Raw genomic sequence first — 17435 nt, 5'->3', positions numbered from 1 at the left:
AGCAGGTGAACGGGGGCTACCGCTTCAGCTTCTGACGGCTCTCAGCGGGTAAAACTCAGTGACAGGGACGGGGTTTCGTCCCTGTCACTGGGGCTAACCCTTAGACCTGTTATGAAAGTGCGTAGTATGGTAACCGGGAAAATCAATTTTTTGATCCACATCTTGTGATTCAGATCTAATAAATTCAGCTTTGTCGATCGTAATATATTATTTTATATATCGATTGGTCACCCAAATGGAAAAGCACAGTCAGCTGGTTCCCCTGTTGCCATTAGTTATTGCGCTGACAGCGTCCGGCGCTCAGGCCGCCGGCACCGAAGAGGAAATCATTGTTACCGGCCAGCCTTCCGGCGACACCACGCACGCCGCCTCCGGAGCGGGATTCAAAACCAACGATATCGACCCAGGCCCCCTGGGAAACCGGGCCTGGGTTGATACGCCCTATTCCACCACTACCGTCCAAAAAGAGGTGGTTGAAAACCAGCAGGCCCAAAGCGTGAGCGACCTGTTAAAGTACTCTCCCAGCACCCAGATGCAGGCGCGCGGCGGAATGGATGTCGGCCGGCCCCAGAGCCGGGGAATGCAGGGCAGCGTGGTGGCGAACAGCCGCCTGGACGGTCTGAATATTGTCGCAACGACCGCTTTCCCGGTTGAAATGCTGGAGCGTATGGACGTGCTCAACAGCCTGACCGGGGCGCTGTACGGCCCGGCAAGCCCGGCGGGGCAGTTTAACTTCGTTGCTAAACGCCCGACGGAAGAAACGCTGAATAAGGTGACGTTCGGCTATCAGAGCCGCAGCGCTTTTACCGGCCAGCTCGACCTGGGAGGGCATATTGACGATGGCAAACGCTTTGGCTATCGCATCAACGTTCTCAATCAGGACGGCGAGGGGAGCCTGGACGACAGCACCCGGCGGCGCAGGCTGCTCGCCGTCGCGCTGGACTGGAATATTCAGCCGGGCACGCAGCTGCAGCTGGACGCCAGCCACTATGAGTTTATACAGAAGGGCTATCCGGGCAGCTTCAGCTATGGCCCCGGCGTTAAATTGCCCTCAGCCCCCGATCCGCAAAATAAAAATCTGGCGCTCAGCACCGCCGGCAATGAGCTGACGACCGATACCGTCAGCACGCGGCTGATCCACTACCTTAACGACGACTGGTCGCTGACCACGGGCGTGGGCTGGCAGCAGGCGGATCGCGCGATGCGCAGCGTATCGAGTAAAATCATTAATAATCAGGGTGATATTAACCGCTCCATGAAGGACTCCACCGCCGCGGGGCGTTTCCGGGTGTTGAGCAATACCACTACGCTGAACGGCCACGTGCTCACTGGCTCCGTTGGGCACGATCTTGCACTTTCCACCACCGGCTACGTCTGGTCCCGGTACAGCGCTACGACCAATGGCCCTTCGTACAGCTGGGAGAGCACCAATATGTATCACCCGGCAGGCATAAATGAGCAGGGTGACGGTAAAATCAGAACCGGCGGCCACCGCTATAAGTCCGGCGTGGATAGCCAGCAGAGCATTACCCTCGGTGATATCCTCACGTTTACGCCGAAGTGGTCAGCGATGCTTTATCTCAGCCAGAGCTGGCTCCAGTCGCAGAGCTACGGTAAAAACGGCCATAAAACGAAGCAGACCGATAAAAACGGGCTCAGTCCGACCGCGGCGCTGATGTATAAAATCACCCCCAGCGTGATGTCCTATATCAGCTACGCCGAGTCGCTGGAGCAGGGCGGCACGGCTCCCACTGACAGCGATGTAAAAAATGCCGGGCAGACGCTCGATCCGTACCGCAGCAAACAGTATGAAATCGGCCTGAAGGCCGATGTCTCCGGCATGAACCTTGGCGCGGCGCTGTTCCGCCTGGAGCGGCCGTTTGCCTGGGTCGATTCGGCCGATAACGTCTATAAAGAGCAGGGGGAGCAGGTCAACAAGGGGCTGGAGCTGACCGCCTCCGGCAACGTCTGGCAGGGGCTGAATATCTACAGCGGCGTGACGTTCCTGAATCCGAAGCTGAAGGATACCGTCAACGCTTCAACCAGCAATAAACAGGTGGTCGGGGTGCCGAAAGTGCAGGCCAACCTGCTGGCGGAGTACAGCCTGCCGTCGATGCCACAGTGGGTGTACAGCGCCAACGTACACTATACCGGCAGGCGCGCCGCCAACGACACCAACACCGCGTGGGCCGGCAGCTACACCACGTGGGATCTGGGCACCCGCTACACCACGAATGTCGGCAAGGTGCCGACGACCTTCCGCGTGGTGGTCAATAACGTATTTGACAAGCACTACTGGGCGTCAATTTTTCCGTCGGGTACTGACGGCAACAACGGTTCGCCGAGCGCCTTTATCGGCAGCGGCCGCGAGGTTCGCGCCTCCGTAACCCTTGACTTCTGAGGAAGGCGTGATGAAGCTAACCCGCTTTTTGCCCGCGCTGGCCTGGCTGGTGGCGGGGAGCCTGTTTGCCGCGCAGCCGGACAGCGATGTGCGCATCGCCTCCCCGTGGCCGGCGCAAAATACCATTATCGCCATGCTGGGCTATGGTGGGAATCTTGTCGGAACGTCGCTGGTGGCGAAAAAAATCCCGCTTTTTCGCCAGAGCCTTCCGCATATTGATCGCGTGGCGGTGGTGAGCGTCAACAGCGGCCATGAGCTGGATACGGAGCAAATTATCTCGCTGGGCACCCAACTGCTGTTTGTGCCAAAATCCACGATCGTGCCGGGTAAGCCGCTGCTTGAGAAGGCCGGCGTGCGCGTGCTGGCCTTTGAGGCGAACGCTATGCAGGCGCTTACCGCGCGGGTGCACAAAACGGCGGCGGTTCTGGGGCCGGATGCCCAGGAAAAGGCCCGGGAGTATCAGCGCTATTTTGACCATAACGTGGCGCTGGTAACGGAGCGCCTTAAGGATCTGCCGGCCTCCCGGCGCGTTTCGCTCTACCACAGCATGGGCAATCCGCTAACCACCACCGGCAGGCCGTCGCTTAATCAGGACTGGATGGATCTGGCCGGCGCAAAAAATATTGCCGAGCGCTGGTTTGCCGGCAAGCCAAACCGGGCGGGGGAGGTGGCGCTGGAGCAGGTGGTGGCTGCCAATCCGGCGGTCATTGTCACCATGAACAGACGCGATGCCGATGAGATTCTGGCCTCGCCCCGCTGGGCGCAGGTAGATGCGGTACGCAACCATCGCGTCTACGTCAATCCAAAAGGAATGTTCTGGTGGTGCCGGGAGACCAGCGAAGAGGCGCTGCAGTTCCTCTGGCTGGCCAAAACGCTCTATCCGCAGCGCTTTGGCGATGTGGACATGCGTGAAGAGACCCGTCGCTTTTATCAGCGCTTTTTTAACCTGGCGCTCAGCGACGCGCAGATTAGCGAAGTGCTTAATCCGTCGAAGTAAGATCATTGTTTAAGGAAGGGTATGTCGCTTTCTGCCTGTGAGCAAACGGCGGGGTCCGTTGACTCCCGCTATCGTCTGATTCTCCGCCAGCGGCTGATGCTGGCGGCGGTTGTCACACTGGCGATCCTCGCCTCGCTGGTACTGGACATCACGTTGGGGCCTTCGGGCCTGTCGCCGGGTGAACTCTGGCAAACGCTGATCCATCCGGCGAGCGTCAACGCCGGAACCCGGGTGATTGTCTGGGATATCCGCCTGCCCTGGGCGCTGATGGCGCTGCTGGTGGGCATGGCGCTGGGGCTGGCGGGAGCAGAGATGCAAACTATCCTCGGCAACCCGCTGGCCAGTCCGTTTACCCTCGGCGTTTCTTCGGCGGCGGCCTTTGGTGCCGCGCTGGCGATCGTGCTGGGGATCGGCATTCCCGGCGTGCCGGCGGCGTGGTTTATTCCGGCCAACGCTTTTATCTTTGCGCTGTTCTCCGCGCTTCTGCTCGACGCCATCACCCGCTGGACCCGCGTGGCCACCTCCGGCGTGGTGCTGTTTGGCATCGCGCTGGTGTTTACCTTTAATGCGCTGGTGTCAATCATGCAGTTTGTCGCCGATGAAGATACGCTGCAGGGGCTGGTGTTCTGGACGATGGGCAGCCTCAGCCGGGCCTCGTGGGAAAAACTGGGCGTGCTGGCGGCGGCGTTTGCCGGGGTACTGCTCTGGTCGATGAGCAGAGCCTGGTCGCTCACCGCCCTGCGTCTTGGGGAGGATCGGGCGATGAGCTTCGGCATTGACGTCCGACGCCTGCGGCTGTCGTCGCTGCTGCGTATCAGCCTGCTGTCGGCCCTGTCGGTGGCCTTTGTCGGCCCTATCGGCTTTATCGGCCTGGTCGCGCCGCACATCGCGCGCCTGCTGTTTGGCGAGGATCACCGCTTTTACCTGCCGGGCAGCGTGCTGACTGGCGGACTGGTGCTGTCGCTGGCCTCCATCGCTTCAAAAAACTGCCTGCCGGGGGTGATTATTCCGGTCGGCATCGTCACTTCGCTGGTGGGCGTTCCCTTCTTTCTGAGCATCATTATGCGTCACCGGGGGAATCTGTCATGAGCGGGCTGGTTCTGCGCAATGTGAGCGCCGGCTATCCGCATCGTCCGGTGATTTGTGGGCTTAACGTTTCCGGGCTGCCGCGCGGCAAGATCACCGTGCTGCTGGGGCCGAACGGCTGCGGGAAATCGACCCTGCTGCGCTCGCTGGCGGGGCTGAACAGAGCCAGCGGCGAAGCGCTTCTCGACGGCGAGGACCTGTTGGCCCTGCCGTTTGCCCGGCGGGCGGATAAGGTGGTGTTTTTACCGCAGTCGCTGCCGCAGGGCGTGCATCTGCACGTTCTGGAGTCGATCGTCGTGGCGCAGCGGGCCTCGGGGAGGCGGGAAAGCGCCGAGAGCCGGGCGCAGGTGTTTTCCATCCTTGAGCAGCTCGGCATCGCCCACCTGGCGCTGCACTACCTCGACCGGCTCTCCGGGGGCCAGCGGCAGCTGGTGGGTCTGGCGCAGTCGCTGATTCGCCAACCTGAGCTGCTGCTGCTGGATGAACCTCTGAGCGCGCTGGATCTGAACTATCAGTTCCACGTCATGGACCTGGTTCGCCGGGATACCCGGGCGCGGAATAGGGTCACGGTGGTGGTGGTGCATGATATCAACATTGCGCTGCGCCACGGTGAATATGTGCTGATGCTCAAAGAGGGGCAGCTGGTGGCCAGCGGCGCGCCGGAGGAGGTTATCACCGCAGAAAGCCTGGCGGAGGTCTATAACGTGCGCGGTCGGGTGGAGCGTTGTTCTCAGGGCAGGGCGCAGGTGGTGCTCGATGGGGTGATTGGCGTATAAGCGCCACTGACGAAAAACCGCTCCCCCGGTTCTCAGAGGGAGCGGCATGAGGTTTATTACTTCGCTTTCCCCTGGTTCGCTACGGCGGCGGCTTTGGCGGCGATCTCGTCGGCGTTGCCCAGGTAGTAGTGTTTGACCGGCCTGAAGTTTTCGTCAAACTCATAGACCAGCGGCACCCCGGTCGGGATGTTCAGCTCCAGGATCGCCTCCTCGCTCATGTTGTCCAGGTACTTCACCAGCGCGCGCAGGGAGTTGCCGTGAGCGGCGACGATCACCCGCTCGCCGCGCTTCATGCGCGGCAGAATGGTTTCGTTCCAGTAGGGGATCACGCGATCGATGGTCAGCGCCAGGCTTTCGGTCAGCGGCAGCTCCCGTTCGGTAAGCTTCGCGTAGCGCGGATCGTGGCCCGGATAGCGTTCGTCGTCTTTAGTCAGCTCCGGAGGCGTGACGGCAAAGCCGCGACGCCACTGTTTCACCTGCTCATCGCCATATTTCTCTGCGGTCTCCGCTTTGTTCAGCCCCTGCAGCGCCCCGTAGTGGCGCTCATTCAGCTTCCAGGACTTCTCTACCGGCAGCCAGGCCTGATCCAGCTCGTCCAGCACGTTCCACAGGGTGTGGATGGCGCGCTTCAGCACCGAGGTGTAGGCAAAGTCAAAGCTGTAGCCCTCCTCTTTGAGCAGCCTGCCTGCGGATTTGGCTTCATCAACGCCTTTTTCAGACAGGTCGACGTCGTACCAACCGGTGAAACGGTTTTCTTTATTCCACTGGCTTTCGCCGTGGCGTACCAGAACCAGCTTAGTTACGGCCATACTCTTACTCCTCTGTACACGTCACCCGACAGGCGGCGCTGGCAACGCGCTTTTTGCCGGCCCCCGAACCTGTTGGAGCCTCGCTTTGCTATTGTCGTCATGCCGCCGGAAGGATTTCGTGCCTGTGTTTGTTAAATAATAATCATTCTCATTGTATTGCCGCCGGGCCACGGCGGCAACGCTTACGCTTAACCATAGCGAAAATAGCGATACAGTGTAAGGTAGTTGTGAATTAAGGGTTGCGGTTTTGCTGCTGTCCGCCGGAGGGGCGGCAGATATCCGCTCCTGAAGGCCGCGCTCCTCAACGCACCGCGTGCCATAGAGGAGCGCAGGCCGCGCGTCAGGTGGGAATAAAACGGTATTCCGTCAGGCTGGCGTACTCTTCGCCGGGGTGCAGGATGCAGTCCGGCTGCGGCCACTGCGGATGGTTCGGGCTGTCCGGCAGAAAACCGCTTTCCAGCGCCAGCCCCTGCCAGTCGGCGTAGGGCTGAGGGCCGCGGGAGGGGGTTCCGACCAGGAAGTTGCCGGAATAGAACTGTAGCGCCGGAGCGGAGGTGTAGACCTCCATCTGCAGCTTTTCATCCTCCGACCAGAGCCTGGCGACCGGCTTTTGGGTATCGCCTTTCGCCTGCAGCAGGAAAGCGTGATCGTAGCCGTTGACCCTGCGCTGATCGTCGTCCGCGAGGAAGCCGTCGGCGATGGTTTTTGCATGGCGGAAATCAAACGCGGTGCCGGAGACGGCCTTCAGCCCCCCGCGCGGGATGCCGCTCTCGTCAACCGGCAGATAGTCATCGGCGAGGATCTGCAGCTTATGCCGGCGCACGTCCGACTGCTCGCCGTCGAGGTTGAAATAGGCATGGTTAGTCAGATTGACCGGGCAGGGCTTGTCCACCGTCGCGCGCAGGGTAATGGCGATCCGGTTATCGTCGGTCAGGCGGTACTGGGCGGTGGCGCTGAGGTTGCCGGGAAAGCCCTGGTCGCCGTCGTCGGAGGAGAGGGCGAACAGCACCTGACGGTCGTTCTGGCTGACTATCTGCCAGCGGCGCTTGTCGAAGCCCTCCGGCCCGCCGTGCAGCTGGTGTGTCTCCTGGTTCGGCGTCAGGCTGACGGTTTTGCCGGCGAGCGCGTAGCGGCCGTTGGCGATGCGGTTGGCGTAGCGGCCAATTGACGCGCCGAGAAAGGCGGTTTGCTCGTGATACTGCTCCGGGCTGGCGCAGCCCAGCAGCGCTTCGCGCACGCTGCCGTCGGACAGCGGAATGCGGGCGGAGAGTAGCGTGGCACCCCAGTCCATCAGCGTGACCACCATCCCCGCGTCGTTGCGCAGGGTTAACAGGCGGTACGGCTGGCCGTCGGGTGCCTGGGCGGGCGTTTCATTCAGCACAGTCCTGCTCCTTGTGAAGGTTTGCACACGTAGAAAGTTTCTTTAATACCGGTTCTGGCCTCGTACTGTTCGGCTACGGCCTGCCTGACGGCGGGGACCAGCGCCTCAGGCAGCAGCGCCACCACGCAGCCGCCGAAGCCGCCGCCGGTCATGCGCACGCCGCCGCCGTCGCCGATGGTGGCCTTAACGATCTCCACCAGCGTGTCGATCTGCGGTACGGTGATCCCGAAATCATCGCGCATCGAAGCGTGGGACTCCGCCATCAGCTCGCCCATCCGTCGCAGATCGCCTTTTTCCAGGGCGCTGGCCGCCTCAACGGTGCGCGCGTTTTCGGTCAGCACGTGGCGAACGCGGCTGGCCACCACCGGATCCAGCTCGTGGGCGACGGCGTTGAAAGCCTCAAGGCTGACGTCGCGCAGGGCGGGCTGCTGGAAGAAGCGTGCACCGATTTCGCACTGCTCGCGGCGGGCGTTATATTCGCTGCCCACCAGGGTGCGCTTAAAGTTGCTGTTAATAATCACCACCGCCACGCCTTCCGGCATCGACACCGCTTTTGTACCGAGCGTACGGCAGTCGATCAGCAGGGCGTGGTCCTTTTTCCCCAGCGCCGAAATCAGCTGATCCATGATGCCGCAGTTGCAGCCGACAAACTGGTTTTCCGCCTGCTGGCCGTTAAGGGCGATCTGCGCGCCGTCCAGCGGCAGGTGATAAAGCTGCTGAAAGACGGTGCCCACCGCCACCTCCAGCGATGCGGAGGAACTCAGCCCCGCGCCCTGAGGCACGTTGCCGCTTATTACCATGTCCGCGCCGCCGAAGCTGTCGTCGCGCTGCTGCAGATGTTTAACCACCCCGCGCACATAGTTGGACCACTGCTGGCCGTCGTGGGCAACGATTGGGGCGTCGAGGGAGAAGGTGTCCGACTGGTTGTCGTAGTCGGCGGCGATAACCCGTACCAGCCGATCGTCGCGGGCGGCGCAGGAAATAATGGTCTGGTAATCAATGGCGCAGGGCAGCACGAAGCCGTCGTTGTAGTCGGTATGTTCGCCGATCAGATTGACGCGCCCCGGGGCCTGGACGGTGTGGGTGGCCGGATAGCCGAACGTATCGGCAAACAGCGCGTGCGTTTTCTCTTTCAGACTCATGTCACTCTCCGGATTCGCGAAAATGGATATCGCTGACCGCACGCAGACGCTCTGCCGCCTGCTCCGGGGTCAGATCGCGCTGGGTTTCCGCCAGCATTTCATAGCCGACCATAAATTTACGCACGGTGGCGGAGCGCAGCAGCGGCGGGTAAAAGTGCGCGTGCAGCTGCCAGTGCCCGTTCTCTTCGCCGTTAAACGGCGCGCCGTGCCAGCCCATTGAGTAGGGGAACGCGCAGCGGAACAGGTTGTCGTAGCGGCTGGTCAGCTTCTTCAGCGCCAGCGCCAGGTCGGCGCGCTGGTCGTCGCTTAGATCGGTCATACGCAGCACGTGCGCCTTTGGCAGCAGCAGCGTTTCAAACGGCCAGGCCGCCCACCAGGGAACCACCGCCAGCCAGTGTTCGGTCTCTACAACGGTGCGGCTGCCGTCCGCCATTTCGCGGCGAACGTAGTCGAGAAGCATCGGCGATCCCTGCTCCGCGAACCAGGCTTTTTGCAGACGATCCTCGCGCTCGGCCTCGTTCGGCAGGAAGCTGTTAGCCCAGACCTGGCCGTGGGGATGCGGGTTGGAGCAGCCCATCGCCGCGCCTTTGTTCTCAAAAATCTGCACCCAGGGATAGCGCTGTCCCAGCTCGGCGGTCTGTGCCTGCCAGGTTTTGACGATTTCCGTCAGGGCCGGCAGGCTTAGCTCCGGCAGGGTTTTACTGTGATCGGGCGAGAAGCAGATCACCCGGCTGGTGCCGCGCGCGCTCTGGCAGCGCATCAGCGGGTCGCTATCGTCCGCCGACTCCGGCGTGTCGGCCATCAGCGCGGCGAAGTCGTTGGTAAAGACCCAGGTGCCTTTGTAATCGGGGTTTTTATCGCCGGTGACGCGGGTGTTGCCCGCGCAGAGAAAGCAGTCAGGATCGTGGGCGGGCAGCGCCTCCTGGGACGGTGTCTCCTGCGCCCCCTGCCAGGGGCGCTTGGCGCGATGGGGCGAAACCAGCACCCACTGACCGGTCAGCGGGTTAAAGCGGCGGTGCGGATGGTCGACGGGGTTAAAGTGACTCATGGTTGCTCCTTAATCCGGGTAGCCCTGCGGGTGGCGCGACTGCCAGCGCCAGGTATCCGCGGCCATTTCGTCCAGCGTGCGGGTTACGCGCCAGTTCAGCTCGCGGTCAGCCTTGCCGGCGTCCGCCCAGTAGGCGGGAAGGTCACCTTCGCGACGCGGCGCGAAATGGTAGCTGACCGGCTTGCCGCAGGCTTTGCTGAAGGCGTTGACCACGTCCAGCACGCTGCTGCCGACGCCAGCGCCGAGGTTATAAATATGTACGCCCTCTTTGCCCGCCAGCTTTTCCATCGCCGCGACGTGGCCGTCGGCCAGATCCATGACGTGGATGTAATCGCGCACTCCGGTGCCGTCTTTCGTCGGGTAGTCGTTGCCGAAGATGGCCAGCGACTCGCGGCGGCCCACGGCAACCTGGGCGATATAGGGCATCAGGTTGTTGGGAATACCCTGTGGATCTTCCCCCATATCGCCCGACGGATGCGCGCCAACCGGATTGAAGTAGCGCAGCAGGGCGATACTCCACTCTGGCTGGGCCTTTTGCAGATCGGTGAGGATCTGCTCCACCATCAGCTTGCTTTTGCCGTACGGGCTTTGCGGCGTGCCGGTGGGGAAGCTTTCAACATAGGGAATGTTTGGCTGGTCGCCGTAGACCGTGGCGGAGGAGCTGAAGATCAGATTGTTAACGCCGGCGGCGCGCATCGCGGCGATCAGCCGCAGGGTGCCGTTAACGTTATTGTCATAGTATTCCAGCGGCTTCGCGACCGATTCGCCCACCGCCTTCAGCCCGGCAAAGTGGATCACGGTGTCGATGGCACGATCGTGCAGGATTTCGGCCAGCAGCGCCTCATTGCGGATGTCGCCCTCGACAAAGGTTGGATGGCGGCCGGCGAGACGTGCAATCACCGGCAGTACGCTGCGCTTACTGTTGCAAAGATTATCCAGGATGACCACGTCATGGCCGTTTTGCAGCAGCTGTACGCAGGTATGGCTGCCTATGTAACCGCTACCACCTGTAACCAGAACTCTCATAGTTCGCTCCATTAAGCCTGAGGTATGAAATAAACATAGCATAACAAAGAGGCACAAAGTGTGATATGTCCGAAATTAGTGGAATCGTTTACACCGGCGGTAACTCCGCGATCCCGGCCTGGATAGCGGCTTTAAAAAAGGTCCACGCTAATCTGTGATGAACCTAAAAAAGGGCACATGCCGCGCCTGAAAACGATGGTGGATTTATAACATGCCGCTCCGGTTGGCCAACGCCGCGGGAATAGCTTTACGCGGCGGCATACCTGCGAACTGATTTTGAGAAACTATTTCAAAAACCGCGCGTTATTTTTCCAGAAAGGGAGGTTCGGGCCATTCTGAAAAAAGTTTAAGCATTGCAAGGCCCGGAAACGTACCTGTAGCTTTCGCCGTCCACAATAAACTCCAGCCGGTGCGTAATGCAGGCCGGCGCGTCTTCCGGGTGGTGGGAAACGAACAAGAGCTGGGTCTCTTCTTCACCAATCAGCACATCGATAAAGCGGCGAACCAGCTGGCGGTTGAGCGGGTCCAGCCCCTGCAGCGGCTCGTCGAGGATTAACAGCGTCGGATGCTTAACCAGCGCGCGGACGATCAGCGCCAGCCGCTGCTGCCCCCAGGAAAGGCTGTGAAACGGCGCGTCGGCGGTGCGGTCGTCCACTCCCAGCGTTGCCAGCCACCGCTGGGTCAGCTTCCGCTGCCGGTCAGATACCGCCTGGTAAATGCCGATGGAGTCAAAGTAGCCGGAAAGAATAACGTTGCGCAGGGTGGTGCTGACGCGATAGTCAAGGTGCAGGCTGCTGCTGACGTAGCCGATGTGTTTTTTGATGTCCCAGATGGTTTCGCCACTGCCGCGACGGCGGCCAAACAGCGTCAGGTCGTTGCTGTAGCCCTGCGGGTGATCGCCGGTAATCAGGCTGAGCAGCGTGGATTTTCCCGCGCCGTTGGGGCCGACGATCTGCCAGTGTTCACCGGGATTGACCCGCCAGCTCAGGTGATTAAGGATCGGACGATCGCTGTACGACACCACCGCGTCGTTGAGGATGATACGCGGTTCGCCGTCGGTTAACGCGCGGCAGGCGGGCGGTTCGTCCGGCTCCGGCAGCCGGAGGCCCTCAAGCCGTTCGCTGTGGGCCAGCTGGGCGATTAGCGCCTGCCGCAGCAGCCCGGTTCGGGTGCCGGTTTCGCTCAGGGTACAGTCGGCGAGGACGCCGGCGAACTGGACGAAATCGGGGATCTCATCAAAGCGGTTCAGTACCAGCACCAGGGTTATGCCGGAGCGGTGCAGGTCGGCGAGCAGCGCCGCCAGCTGGTGGCGTGAGGCAACGTCCAGCCCGTCAAAAGGTTCGTCGAGTATTAATAAATCAGGCCCGGCCATCAGCGCCCGGCAGAGCAGGGTTTTTCGCGTCTCGCCGGTGGAAAGATATTTGAAGCGCCGATCGAGCAGGGCGGTGATGCCGAACCGCTGCGCCAGCCCGGCGCAGCGCTGTGGAGCGCGCACGTCGTCCTGGATGATGTCAGCGGCGGTGCGTCCGGTATCTTCTTCGCCCGGGCCGAGCAGGTCGGTGTTATTGCGCTGCCACTCTTCGCTGACCAGCTTTTGCAGCTGCTCGAATGAGAGGCGGGTGATGCGGGTAAAGCCGCAGCGGCGTTCGCCATTCAGTAGCGGCAGCTCTCCGGCCAGCGCGCGGGCCAGCGCGGATTTCCCGCTGCCGTTAGCGCCCACAAACGCCCAGCTCTCGCCGGCGTTCAGGGACAGCGTATCGAGCCGGAGCGTTTTGGTGTCGCTCAGACGAAACGTGCCTTGCGAAATATGCAACGATGCCATTTTATATCCCGTTTATTGCAGCGATAAATAACAGGGATACGTGTTTCAGCGGCGGTTGTCAATCGGCTCAGCACAGGGTGGCGATAATCACCCGATCGGCATTAAAGTAAGCCGTGACGCTGGCCCCTTCTTCCAGCGATTCAGCCTCGCTGAGCGGCACGGTTGCGCACAGGGTCTGGCCGTCCGGCAGGGTCATTAACACCTCACACTGCTCCGCGCCGCGCGCGATATGGCCGATGGTGCCCTGCAGCTGGTTATCGGCACTCTGCGCCCTGCTGGCGTCGCGGGTGACGCCCACCCACGGGGCTTTCAGCAGGATCAGCACCTCTTTGCCTTCCTCAAGGCCGAGGCGCTCCCCGCTCTGGGCGGTGATCGCCGCCTTCAGCCGCGTTTCGCCGTCGGCCAGCAGTACCTCTACGTGCTGCTGTACCCCATCGCAATCGCGGGCGGTAATCGTGCCGAACCACTGGTTGCGGGCGCTGGTCTGCAGCGAGAAGCGGGAGATGGCCGCCAGCAGGCTGTTAAGCGGCAGCGCATCGTCGTCGCTTAGTACGTCAAACGCCTTCTGTTGGATCTGCGCCAGCAGATCGTAAAGCTCAATCAGCCGCTGGCCGTAGCGGGTCAGCACCGCGCCGCCGCCGCCCTTGCCGCCGGTGGCACGCTCTACCAGCGTATGCTCGCTGAGCAGATTCATGTCGTTGATGGCGTCCCAGGCGCTTTTGTAGCTGATGCCCGCATCTTTTGCCCCCTGGCTGATAGAGCCGGAAAGCGCGATATGCTTCAGCAGAGAGATGCGACGCGGATCGGCAAACAGCTTCTGCTGAAGTTTCAGAGTAAGGAGGATTTCGGCCTGCATAATAGGCTCCTGGCAAAAGGGCTATTGTGACGGAAAAGCGCGCCGCCGCAAAGTCGACCGCACAAAAGGGGCGTGTTTTTCTGGAGGATAGCGTTAAAATAGTCAAGCTATGTCCCATAATCGGGCAACGCTAAGGGACACAGCCTAATGGATTAAAACTGGAGTTGACCATGTTAGAGTTATTGAAAAGTCTGGGATTTGCCGTAATCATGGTTCCCGTGGTGATGGTCGTTATTCTCGGGCTGATTTATGGCCTGGGCGAAGTGTTTAACGCTTTTTCCGCCAGCAGCCAGAAAAAACAGCCCGGACAGCAGCGCTGATTGATTTTCCCAAACGCCCGGTAAGCCGGGCGTTTCAGGTTGATGACAAAGAGGGAAAAAACGTGGTTTTTCCCTCTTTGTGGTTAGCAGCCGAAAATCAATGAATTGATTTTCCTTGTTTATTTTTGTGGTGATTGGCCGAACGAGCTCGGCCTGAGGTTTATCATCAGTCTCAAACGCCCGGTAAGCCGGGCGTTTTTGTTTTTCTCAAGATCTTCCCCTGCCTGCCGATATTTTTTTGTACCACTGCTAAAGACAGGCAATTCCCGCTGGGCATCGCCGCGTTTTATCGTTATATTTGCGCCTGCATAACGCTATTCAAAGGAGTTACAAATGGCACGTACATGGTTACGCCTGGTCGCAGGGGCGACATTAACCTTCACGCTGGCCGGGCAGGCGCTGGCAGATGAAAGCAAAATTACCGTATTTGCAGCCGCTTCGCTGACCAACGCGATGCAGGATATCGCCGCCGCGTGGAAAAAAGAGAAAAACGTTGAGGTGGTCTCCTCTTTTGCCTCTTCTTCAACGCTTGCCCGCCAGATTGAAGCGGGCGCGCCTGCGGATCTGTTTATCTCCGCCGACCAGAAGTGGATGGACTACGCGGTAGATAAAAAAGCGATAGACACCGCCACGCGCAGTACGCTGCTTGGCAACAGCCTGGTGGTGGTGGCACCGAAGGCCAGCGAACAGAAGGCGTTCACGATCGACGCGAAGACGAACTGGCTCCCGCTGCTGAACGGCGGCCGTCTGGCGGTCGGCGATCCGCAGCACGTTCCGGCGGGCATCTACGCTAAAGAGGCGCTGCAAAAGCTTGGCGCATGGGATACCCTCTCGCCGAAGCTGGCCCCTGCGGAGGATGTGCGCAGCGCGCTGGCGCTGGTAGAGCGCAGCGAAGCGCCGCTGGGCATTGTTTACGGCTCTGACGCCGTCGCCGGCAAGGGCGTAAAGGTGGTGGCAACCTTCCCGGAAGATTCCCATAAAAAAGTAGAGTACCCGGTTGCGATTGTTGACGGGCATAAAAACGCCACGGTTGAAGCCTTCTATGACTATCTGAAGGGACCGCAGGCCGCGGAAATCTTTAAACGTTACGGATTTACGACCAGGTAATGATATTCACCGATCCAGAATGGCAGGCGGTTCTGCTCAGCCTGAAAGTCTCTTCCCTGGCCGTGCTGTTCAGCCTGCCGTTTGGGATCTTCTTTGCCTGGCTTTTGGTGCGCTGCACCTTTCCAGGCAAAGCCCTGCTCGACAGCGCGCTGCACCTGCCGCTGGTGCTGCCTCCGGTGGTGGTCGGCTATCTGCTGCTGGTGGCCATGGGGCGGCGCGGCGTTATCGGCCAGTGGCTATATGATGTGTTCGGCATTACCTTCGCCTTCAGCTGGCGGGGGGCCGTGCTGGCGGCGGCGGTGATGTCCTTCCCCCTGATGGTGCGGGCGATCCGCCTGGCGCTGGAGGGGGTGGACGTCAGGCTGGAGCAGGCCGCCAGAACCCTGGGCGCGGGCCGCTGGCGGGTCTTCTTTACCATTACCCTGCCGTTGACCCTGCCGGGCATTATCGTCGGTACGGTGCTGGCCTTCGCCCGATCGCTTGGTGAATTCGGCGCGACCATTACCTTTGTGTCGAATATTCCCGGTGAAACCCGCACCATTCCGTCGGCGATGTATACCCTGATCCAGACGCCGGGCGGCGAAGGGGCGGCGGCGCGGCTGTGCGTTATCTCCATCGTGCTGGCGCTGATTTCTCTGCTGATTTCTGAATGGCTGGCGCGCCTCAGCCGTCGACGGATGGGGGGCTGATCGTGCTGGAACTTAACTTTACCCAGACCCTGGGCAGCCACTGCCTGACCCTTAACGAAACCCTGGCCGCCAGCGGGATCACCGCCATTTTTGGCGTCTCCGGGGCAGGAAAAACCTCGCTTATCAACGCCATCAGCGGGCTGACGCGGCCGCAGAAAGGGCGCATTGTGCTCAACGGCCGGACGCTTAGCGACGCGGAAAAGGGCCTCTGCCTGCCGCCGGAAAAGCGCCGCGTCGGCTACGTTTTTCAGGATGCGCGCCTCTTCCCCCACTACAAGGTACGCGGCAATCTGCGCTACGGCATGGCGAAAAGCATGGCCGGGCAGTTTGATAAACTGGTGGCCCTGCTCGGCATTGAACCGCTGCTTGACCGCCTGCCGGGGAACCTCTCCGGCGGTGAAAAACAGCGCGTGGCGATAGGCCGGGCGCTACTGACCGCGCCGGAGCTGCTGCTGCTCGACGAGCCGCTCGCCTCGCTGGACATCCCGCGCAAGCGTGAACTGCTGCCCTGGCTGCAGCGCCTGGCGCGCGAAATCAACGTTCCCATGCTCTACGTCAGCCACTCGCTCGACGAAATCCTGCACCTGGCGGATAGCGTGATGGTGCTGGAAAACGGCCAGGTCAGAGCGTTCGGGCCGCTGGAGGAGGTGTGGAGCAGCAGCGTAATGCATCCGTGGCTGCCGAGAGAGCAGCAGAGCAGCATCCTGAAGGTCAGCGTGCTGGAACACCATCCGCACTACGCGATGACCGCGCTGGCCCTCGGCGATCAGCATCTGTGGGTGAACCGGCTGGAGGAGCCGCTGCAGGCCGCGCTGCGCATTCGCATTCAGTCCTCCGACGTATCGCTGGTACTGCAGCCGCCGCAGCAGAGCAGCATCCGCAACGTGCTGCGGGGGAAGGTGGCCGAGTGCTATGATGATAACGGCCAGGTCGAGGTGCGGCTTGAGGTAGGCGGCAAAACCCTGTGGGCGCGCATCAGCCCCTGGGCCAGGGATGAGCTGAATATCAGGCCTGGCCTGTGGCTCTACGCGCAGATCAAAAGCGTGTCGATCACCGCCTGATCACAGCAGATGGCCGTAGATAAACTTCGCGATGCTGTCGCTGGTGTTATCGCCGATCACGACGTTTGCCCGCGCCTTCACCGCGTCGTCGGCGTTGCCCATCGCCACGCCGACGCCCGCCGCCTCCAGCATGCTGATATCGTTATAGTTGTCGCCAAAGGCGATGACGTCCTCCATTGAGCCTCCTTGCGCGGCGATCCACTGGCTCAGGCGCTTCCCTTTGCTGCAGCCCGCGCGGGCGATATCCACCTGATCGTGCCATGACCATTCGCACGCCAGGTCGAGCTGCTGCCCGGCGCGCCGGGCAAACTGCCGCAGCTTAGGCAGATCCTCGTCGGTAAGGGCAAACTTCCACACGGCGTCCGCTTCGCGCGCCGCCTGCGCCAGCGAGGGCACCTGGATAAAGGTCGGGCGCTGCTCCGGTGGCAGGGTTTGCGCCCAGCCCGCGGTGCGGATCACGTGGCCGGTCGGGCGCTCATAGAGCATGGCGTTATCCACGTACATCAGACCGTGGATCTGCTGCTCTTCGAGCTGCGCGATCAGCTGTAGCGCTTTATCCACCGGCATGGGATCGGATTCCAGGACGGTTTTCGCCTGATAATCATACAAGTAGACGCCGTTGCAGCAGATTGCAGGTGTATCCAGCGCCAGCGCCTGATAAAAAGGGTGGATAGCAACGTGATGGCGGCCCGTGACGATGACCAGCCGATAGCCGGCTTCCCTGACGCGGGAGAGCGCCTCAAGGGAGGAGGGGAGCAGGGTCTTTTTGGGCGTAAGCAGCGTACCGTCTAAATCAAGGGCAATCACGCGGGTGGTCATAACGATTTCCGAATTAACGTTGAAGGGGCCGTCGGAATGGTACACCGACCGGGCGGTCGGGAAAACGTCTCCGCATAACTTACCGCATTCACCGT

16 protein-coding genes are annotated in these 17435 nt (G+C 61.1%); 8 read left to right on the top strand and 8 right to left on the bottom strand.

Annotated features, from left to right (window positions below):
- Positions 1 to 235 precede the first annotated feature (235 nt).
- From GJV78_RS19110 to GJV78_RS19095, 4 genes are read left to right on the top strand one after another with little or no spacing between them, the layout of a single operon-like run.
- A complete protein-coding gene (locus GJV78_RS19110) occupies positions 236 to 2401 on the top strand; it encodes a TonB-dependent receptor (protein ID WP_155109803.1) in 2166 nt (721 codons plus the stop codon).
- A 10-nt stretch (positions 2402 to 2411) separates the two neighbouring features.
- Positions 2412 to 3398 carry an ABC transporter substrate-binding protein gene (locus tag GJV78_RS19105; protein WP_155109802.1) on the top strand — a complete coding sequence of 329 codons (987 nt, stop codon included), beginning with the start codon at positions 2412 to 2414 and terminating at the stop codon, positions 3396 to 3398.
- Between the two features lie 21 nt (positions 3399 to 3419).
- Positions 3420 to 4487, top strand: a complete 1068-nt coding sequence (locus GJV78_RS19100) for a FecCD family ABC transporter permease (protein WP_155109801.1) — start codon at positions 3420 to 3422, stop codon at positions 4485 to 4487.
- Positions 4484 to 5260: an ABC transporter ATP-binding protein gene (locus tag GJV78_RS19095; RefSeq protein WP_155109800.1), complete on the top strand. Its 777-nt coding sequence runs from the start codon at positions 4484 to 4486 to the stop codon at positions 5258 to 5260. Before GJV78_RS19100 ends, GJV78_RS19095 begins: the two co-directional genes overlap by 4 nt.
- Positions 5261 to 5316: 56 nt before the next feature.
- Here GJV78_RS19095 and gpmA read toward each other — a convergent pair whose 3' ends face one another.
- The 7 genes from gpmA to modE form a co-directional block, all read right to left on the bottom strand.
- Positions 5317 to 6069, bottom strand: coding sequence for a 2,3-diphosphoglycerate-dependent phosphoglycerate mutase (gene gpmA / locus GJV78_RS19090; RefSeq protein ID WP_155109799.1), 753 nt, complete (start codon positions 6067 to 6069; stop codon positions 5317 to 5319).
- A 340-nt stretch (positions 6070 to 6409) separates the two neighbouring features.
- Positions 6410 to 7450 carry a galactose-1-epimerase gene (gene galM, locus GJV78_RS19085; protein ID WP_167519654.1) on the bottom strand — a complete coding sequence of 347 codons (1041 nt, stop codon included), beginning with the start codon at positions 7448 to 7450 and terminating at the stop codon, positions 6410 to 6412.
- Entirely contained in the window at positions 7444 to 8592 is a 1149-nt protein-coding gene (galK, locus tag GJV78_RS19080; protein WP_155109798.1) for a galactokinase, read from the bottom strand. The genes galM and galK overlap by 7 nt, the downstream gene beginning before the upstream one ends.
- Position 8593: 1 nt before the next feature.
- Complete coding sequence (gene galT / locus GJV78_RS19075; protein WP_155109797.1) at positions 8594 to 9640, bottom strand: galactose-1-phosphate uridylyltransferase; 1047 nt, start codon at positions 9638 to 9640, stop codon at positions 8594 to 8596.
- Positions 9641 to 9649: 9 nt separating this feature from the next.
- The gene (gene galE / locus GJV78_RS19070; protein WP_155109796.1) at positions 9650 to 10666 is read right to left on the bottom strand and encodes a UDP-glucose 4-epimerase GalE; all 1017 of its coding nucleotides are present in this window, start codon (positions 10664 to 10666) and stop codon (positions 9650 to 9652) included.
- Between the two features lie 346 nt (positions 10667 to 11012).
- On the bottom strand, positions 11013 to 12488 hold the full coding sequence (modF, locus tag GJV78_RS19065; RefSeq protein WP_155109795.1) for a molybdate ABC transporter ATP-binding protein ModF: 1476 nt from the start codon (positions 12486 to 12488) through the stop codon (positions 11013 to 11015).
- 67 nt (positions 12489 to 12555) lie between these two features.
- A complete protein-coding gene (modE, locus tag GJV78_RS19060) occupies positions 12556 to 13344 on the bottom strand; it encodes a molybdenum-dependent transcriptional regulator (RefSeq protein ID WP_155109794.1) in 789 nt (262 codons plus the stop codon).
- 170 nt (positions 13345 to 13514) lie between these two features.
- Here modE and GJV78_RS19055 point away from each other — a divergent pair, with 170 nt between their 5' ends.
- From GJV78_RS19055 to modC, 4 genes are all read left to right on the top strand, one after another.
- On the top strand, positions 13515 to 13664 hold the full coding sequence (locus GJV78_RS19055; protein ID WP_155109793.1) for an AcrZ family multidrug efflux pump-associated protein: 150 nt from the start codon (positions 13515 to 13517) through the stop codon (positions 13662 to 13664).
- A gap of 333 nt (positions 13665 to 13997) precedes the next feature.
- On the top strand, positions 13998 to 14771 hold the full coding sequence (gene modA / locus GJV78_RS19050; protein ID WP_155109792.1) for a molybdate ABC transporter substrate-binding protein: 774 nt from the start codon (positions 13998 to 14000) through the stop codon (positions 14769 to 14771).
- Complete coding sequence (gene modB / locus GJV78_RS19045; RefSeq protein ID WP_155109791.1) at positions 14771 to 15460, top strand: molybdate ABC transporter permease subunit; 690 nt, start codon at positions 14771 to 14773, stop codon at positions 15458 to 15460. Before modA ends, modB begins: the two co-directional genes overlap by 1 nt.
- Before the next feature lie 2 nt (positions 15461 to 15462).
- Entirely contained in the window at positions 15463 to 16521 is a 1059-nt protein-coding gene (modC, locus tag GJV78_RS19040; protein ID WP_167519655.1) for a molybdenum ABC transporter ATP-binding protein ModC, read from the top strand.
- Here modC and GJV78_RS19035 read toward each other — a convergent pair whose 3' ends face one another.
- The gene (locus GJV78_RS19035) at positions 16522 to 17340 is read right to left on the bottom strand and encodes a pyridoxal phosphatase (RefSeq protein ID WP_155109789.1); all 819 of its coding nucleotides are present in this window, start codon (positions 17338 to 17340) and stop codon (positions 16522 to 16524) included.
- Between the last annotated feature and the right edge of the window lie 95 nt (positions 17341 to 17435).

Origin of the sequence: Intestinirhabdus alba (genome assembly GCF_009711095.1) — a bacterium.
GTDB lineage: Bacteria > Pseudomonadota > Gammaproteobacteria > Enterobacterales > Enterobacteriaceae > Intestinirhabdus > Intestinirhabdus alba.
The sequence above is the reverse complement of the archived record's forward strand: the minus strand, read 5'-3'. Positions and strand labels throughout refer to the sequence as shown.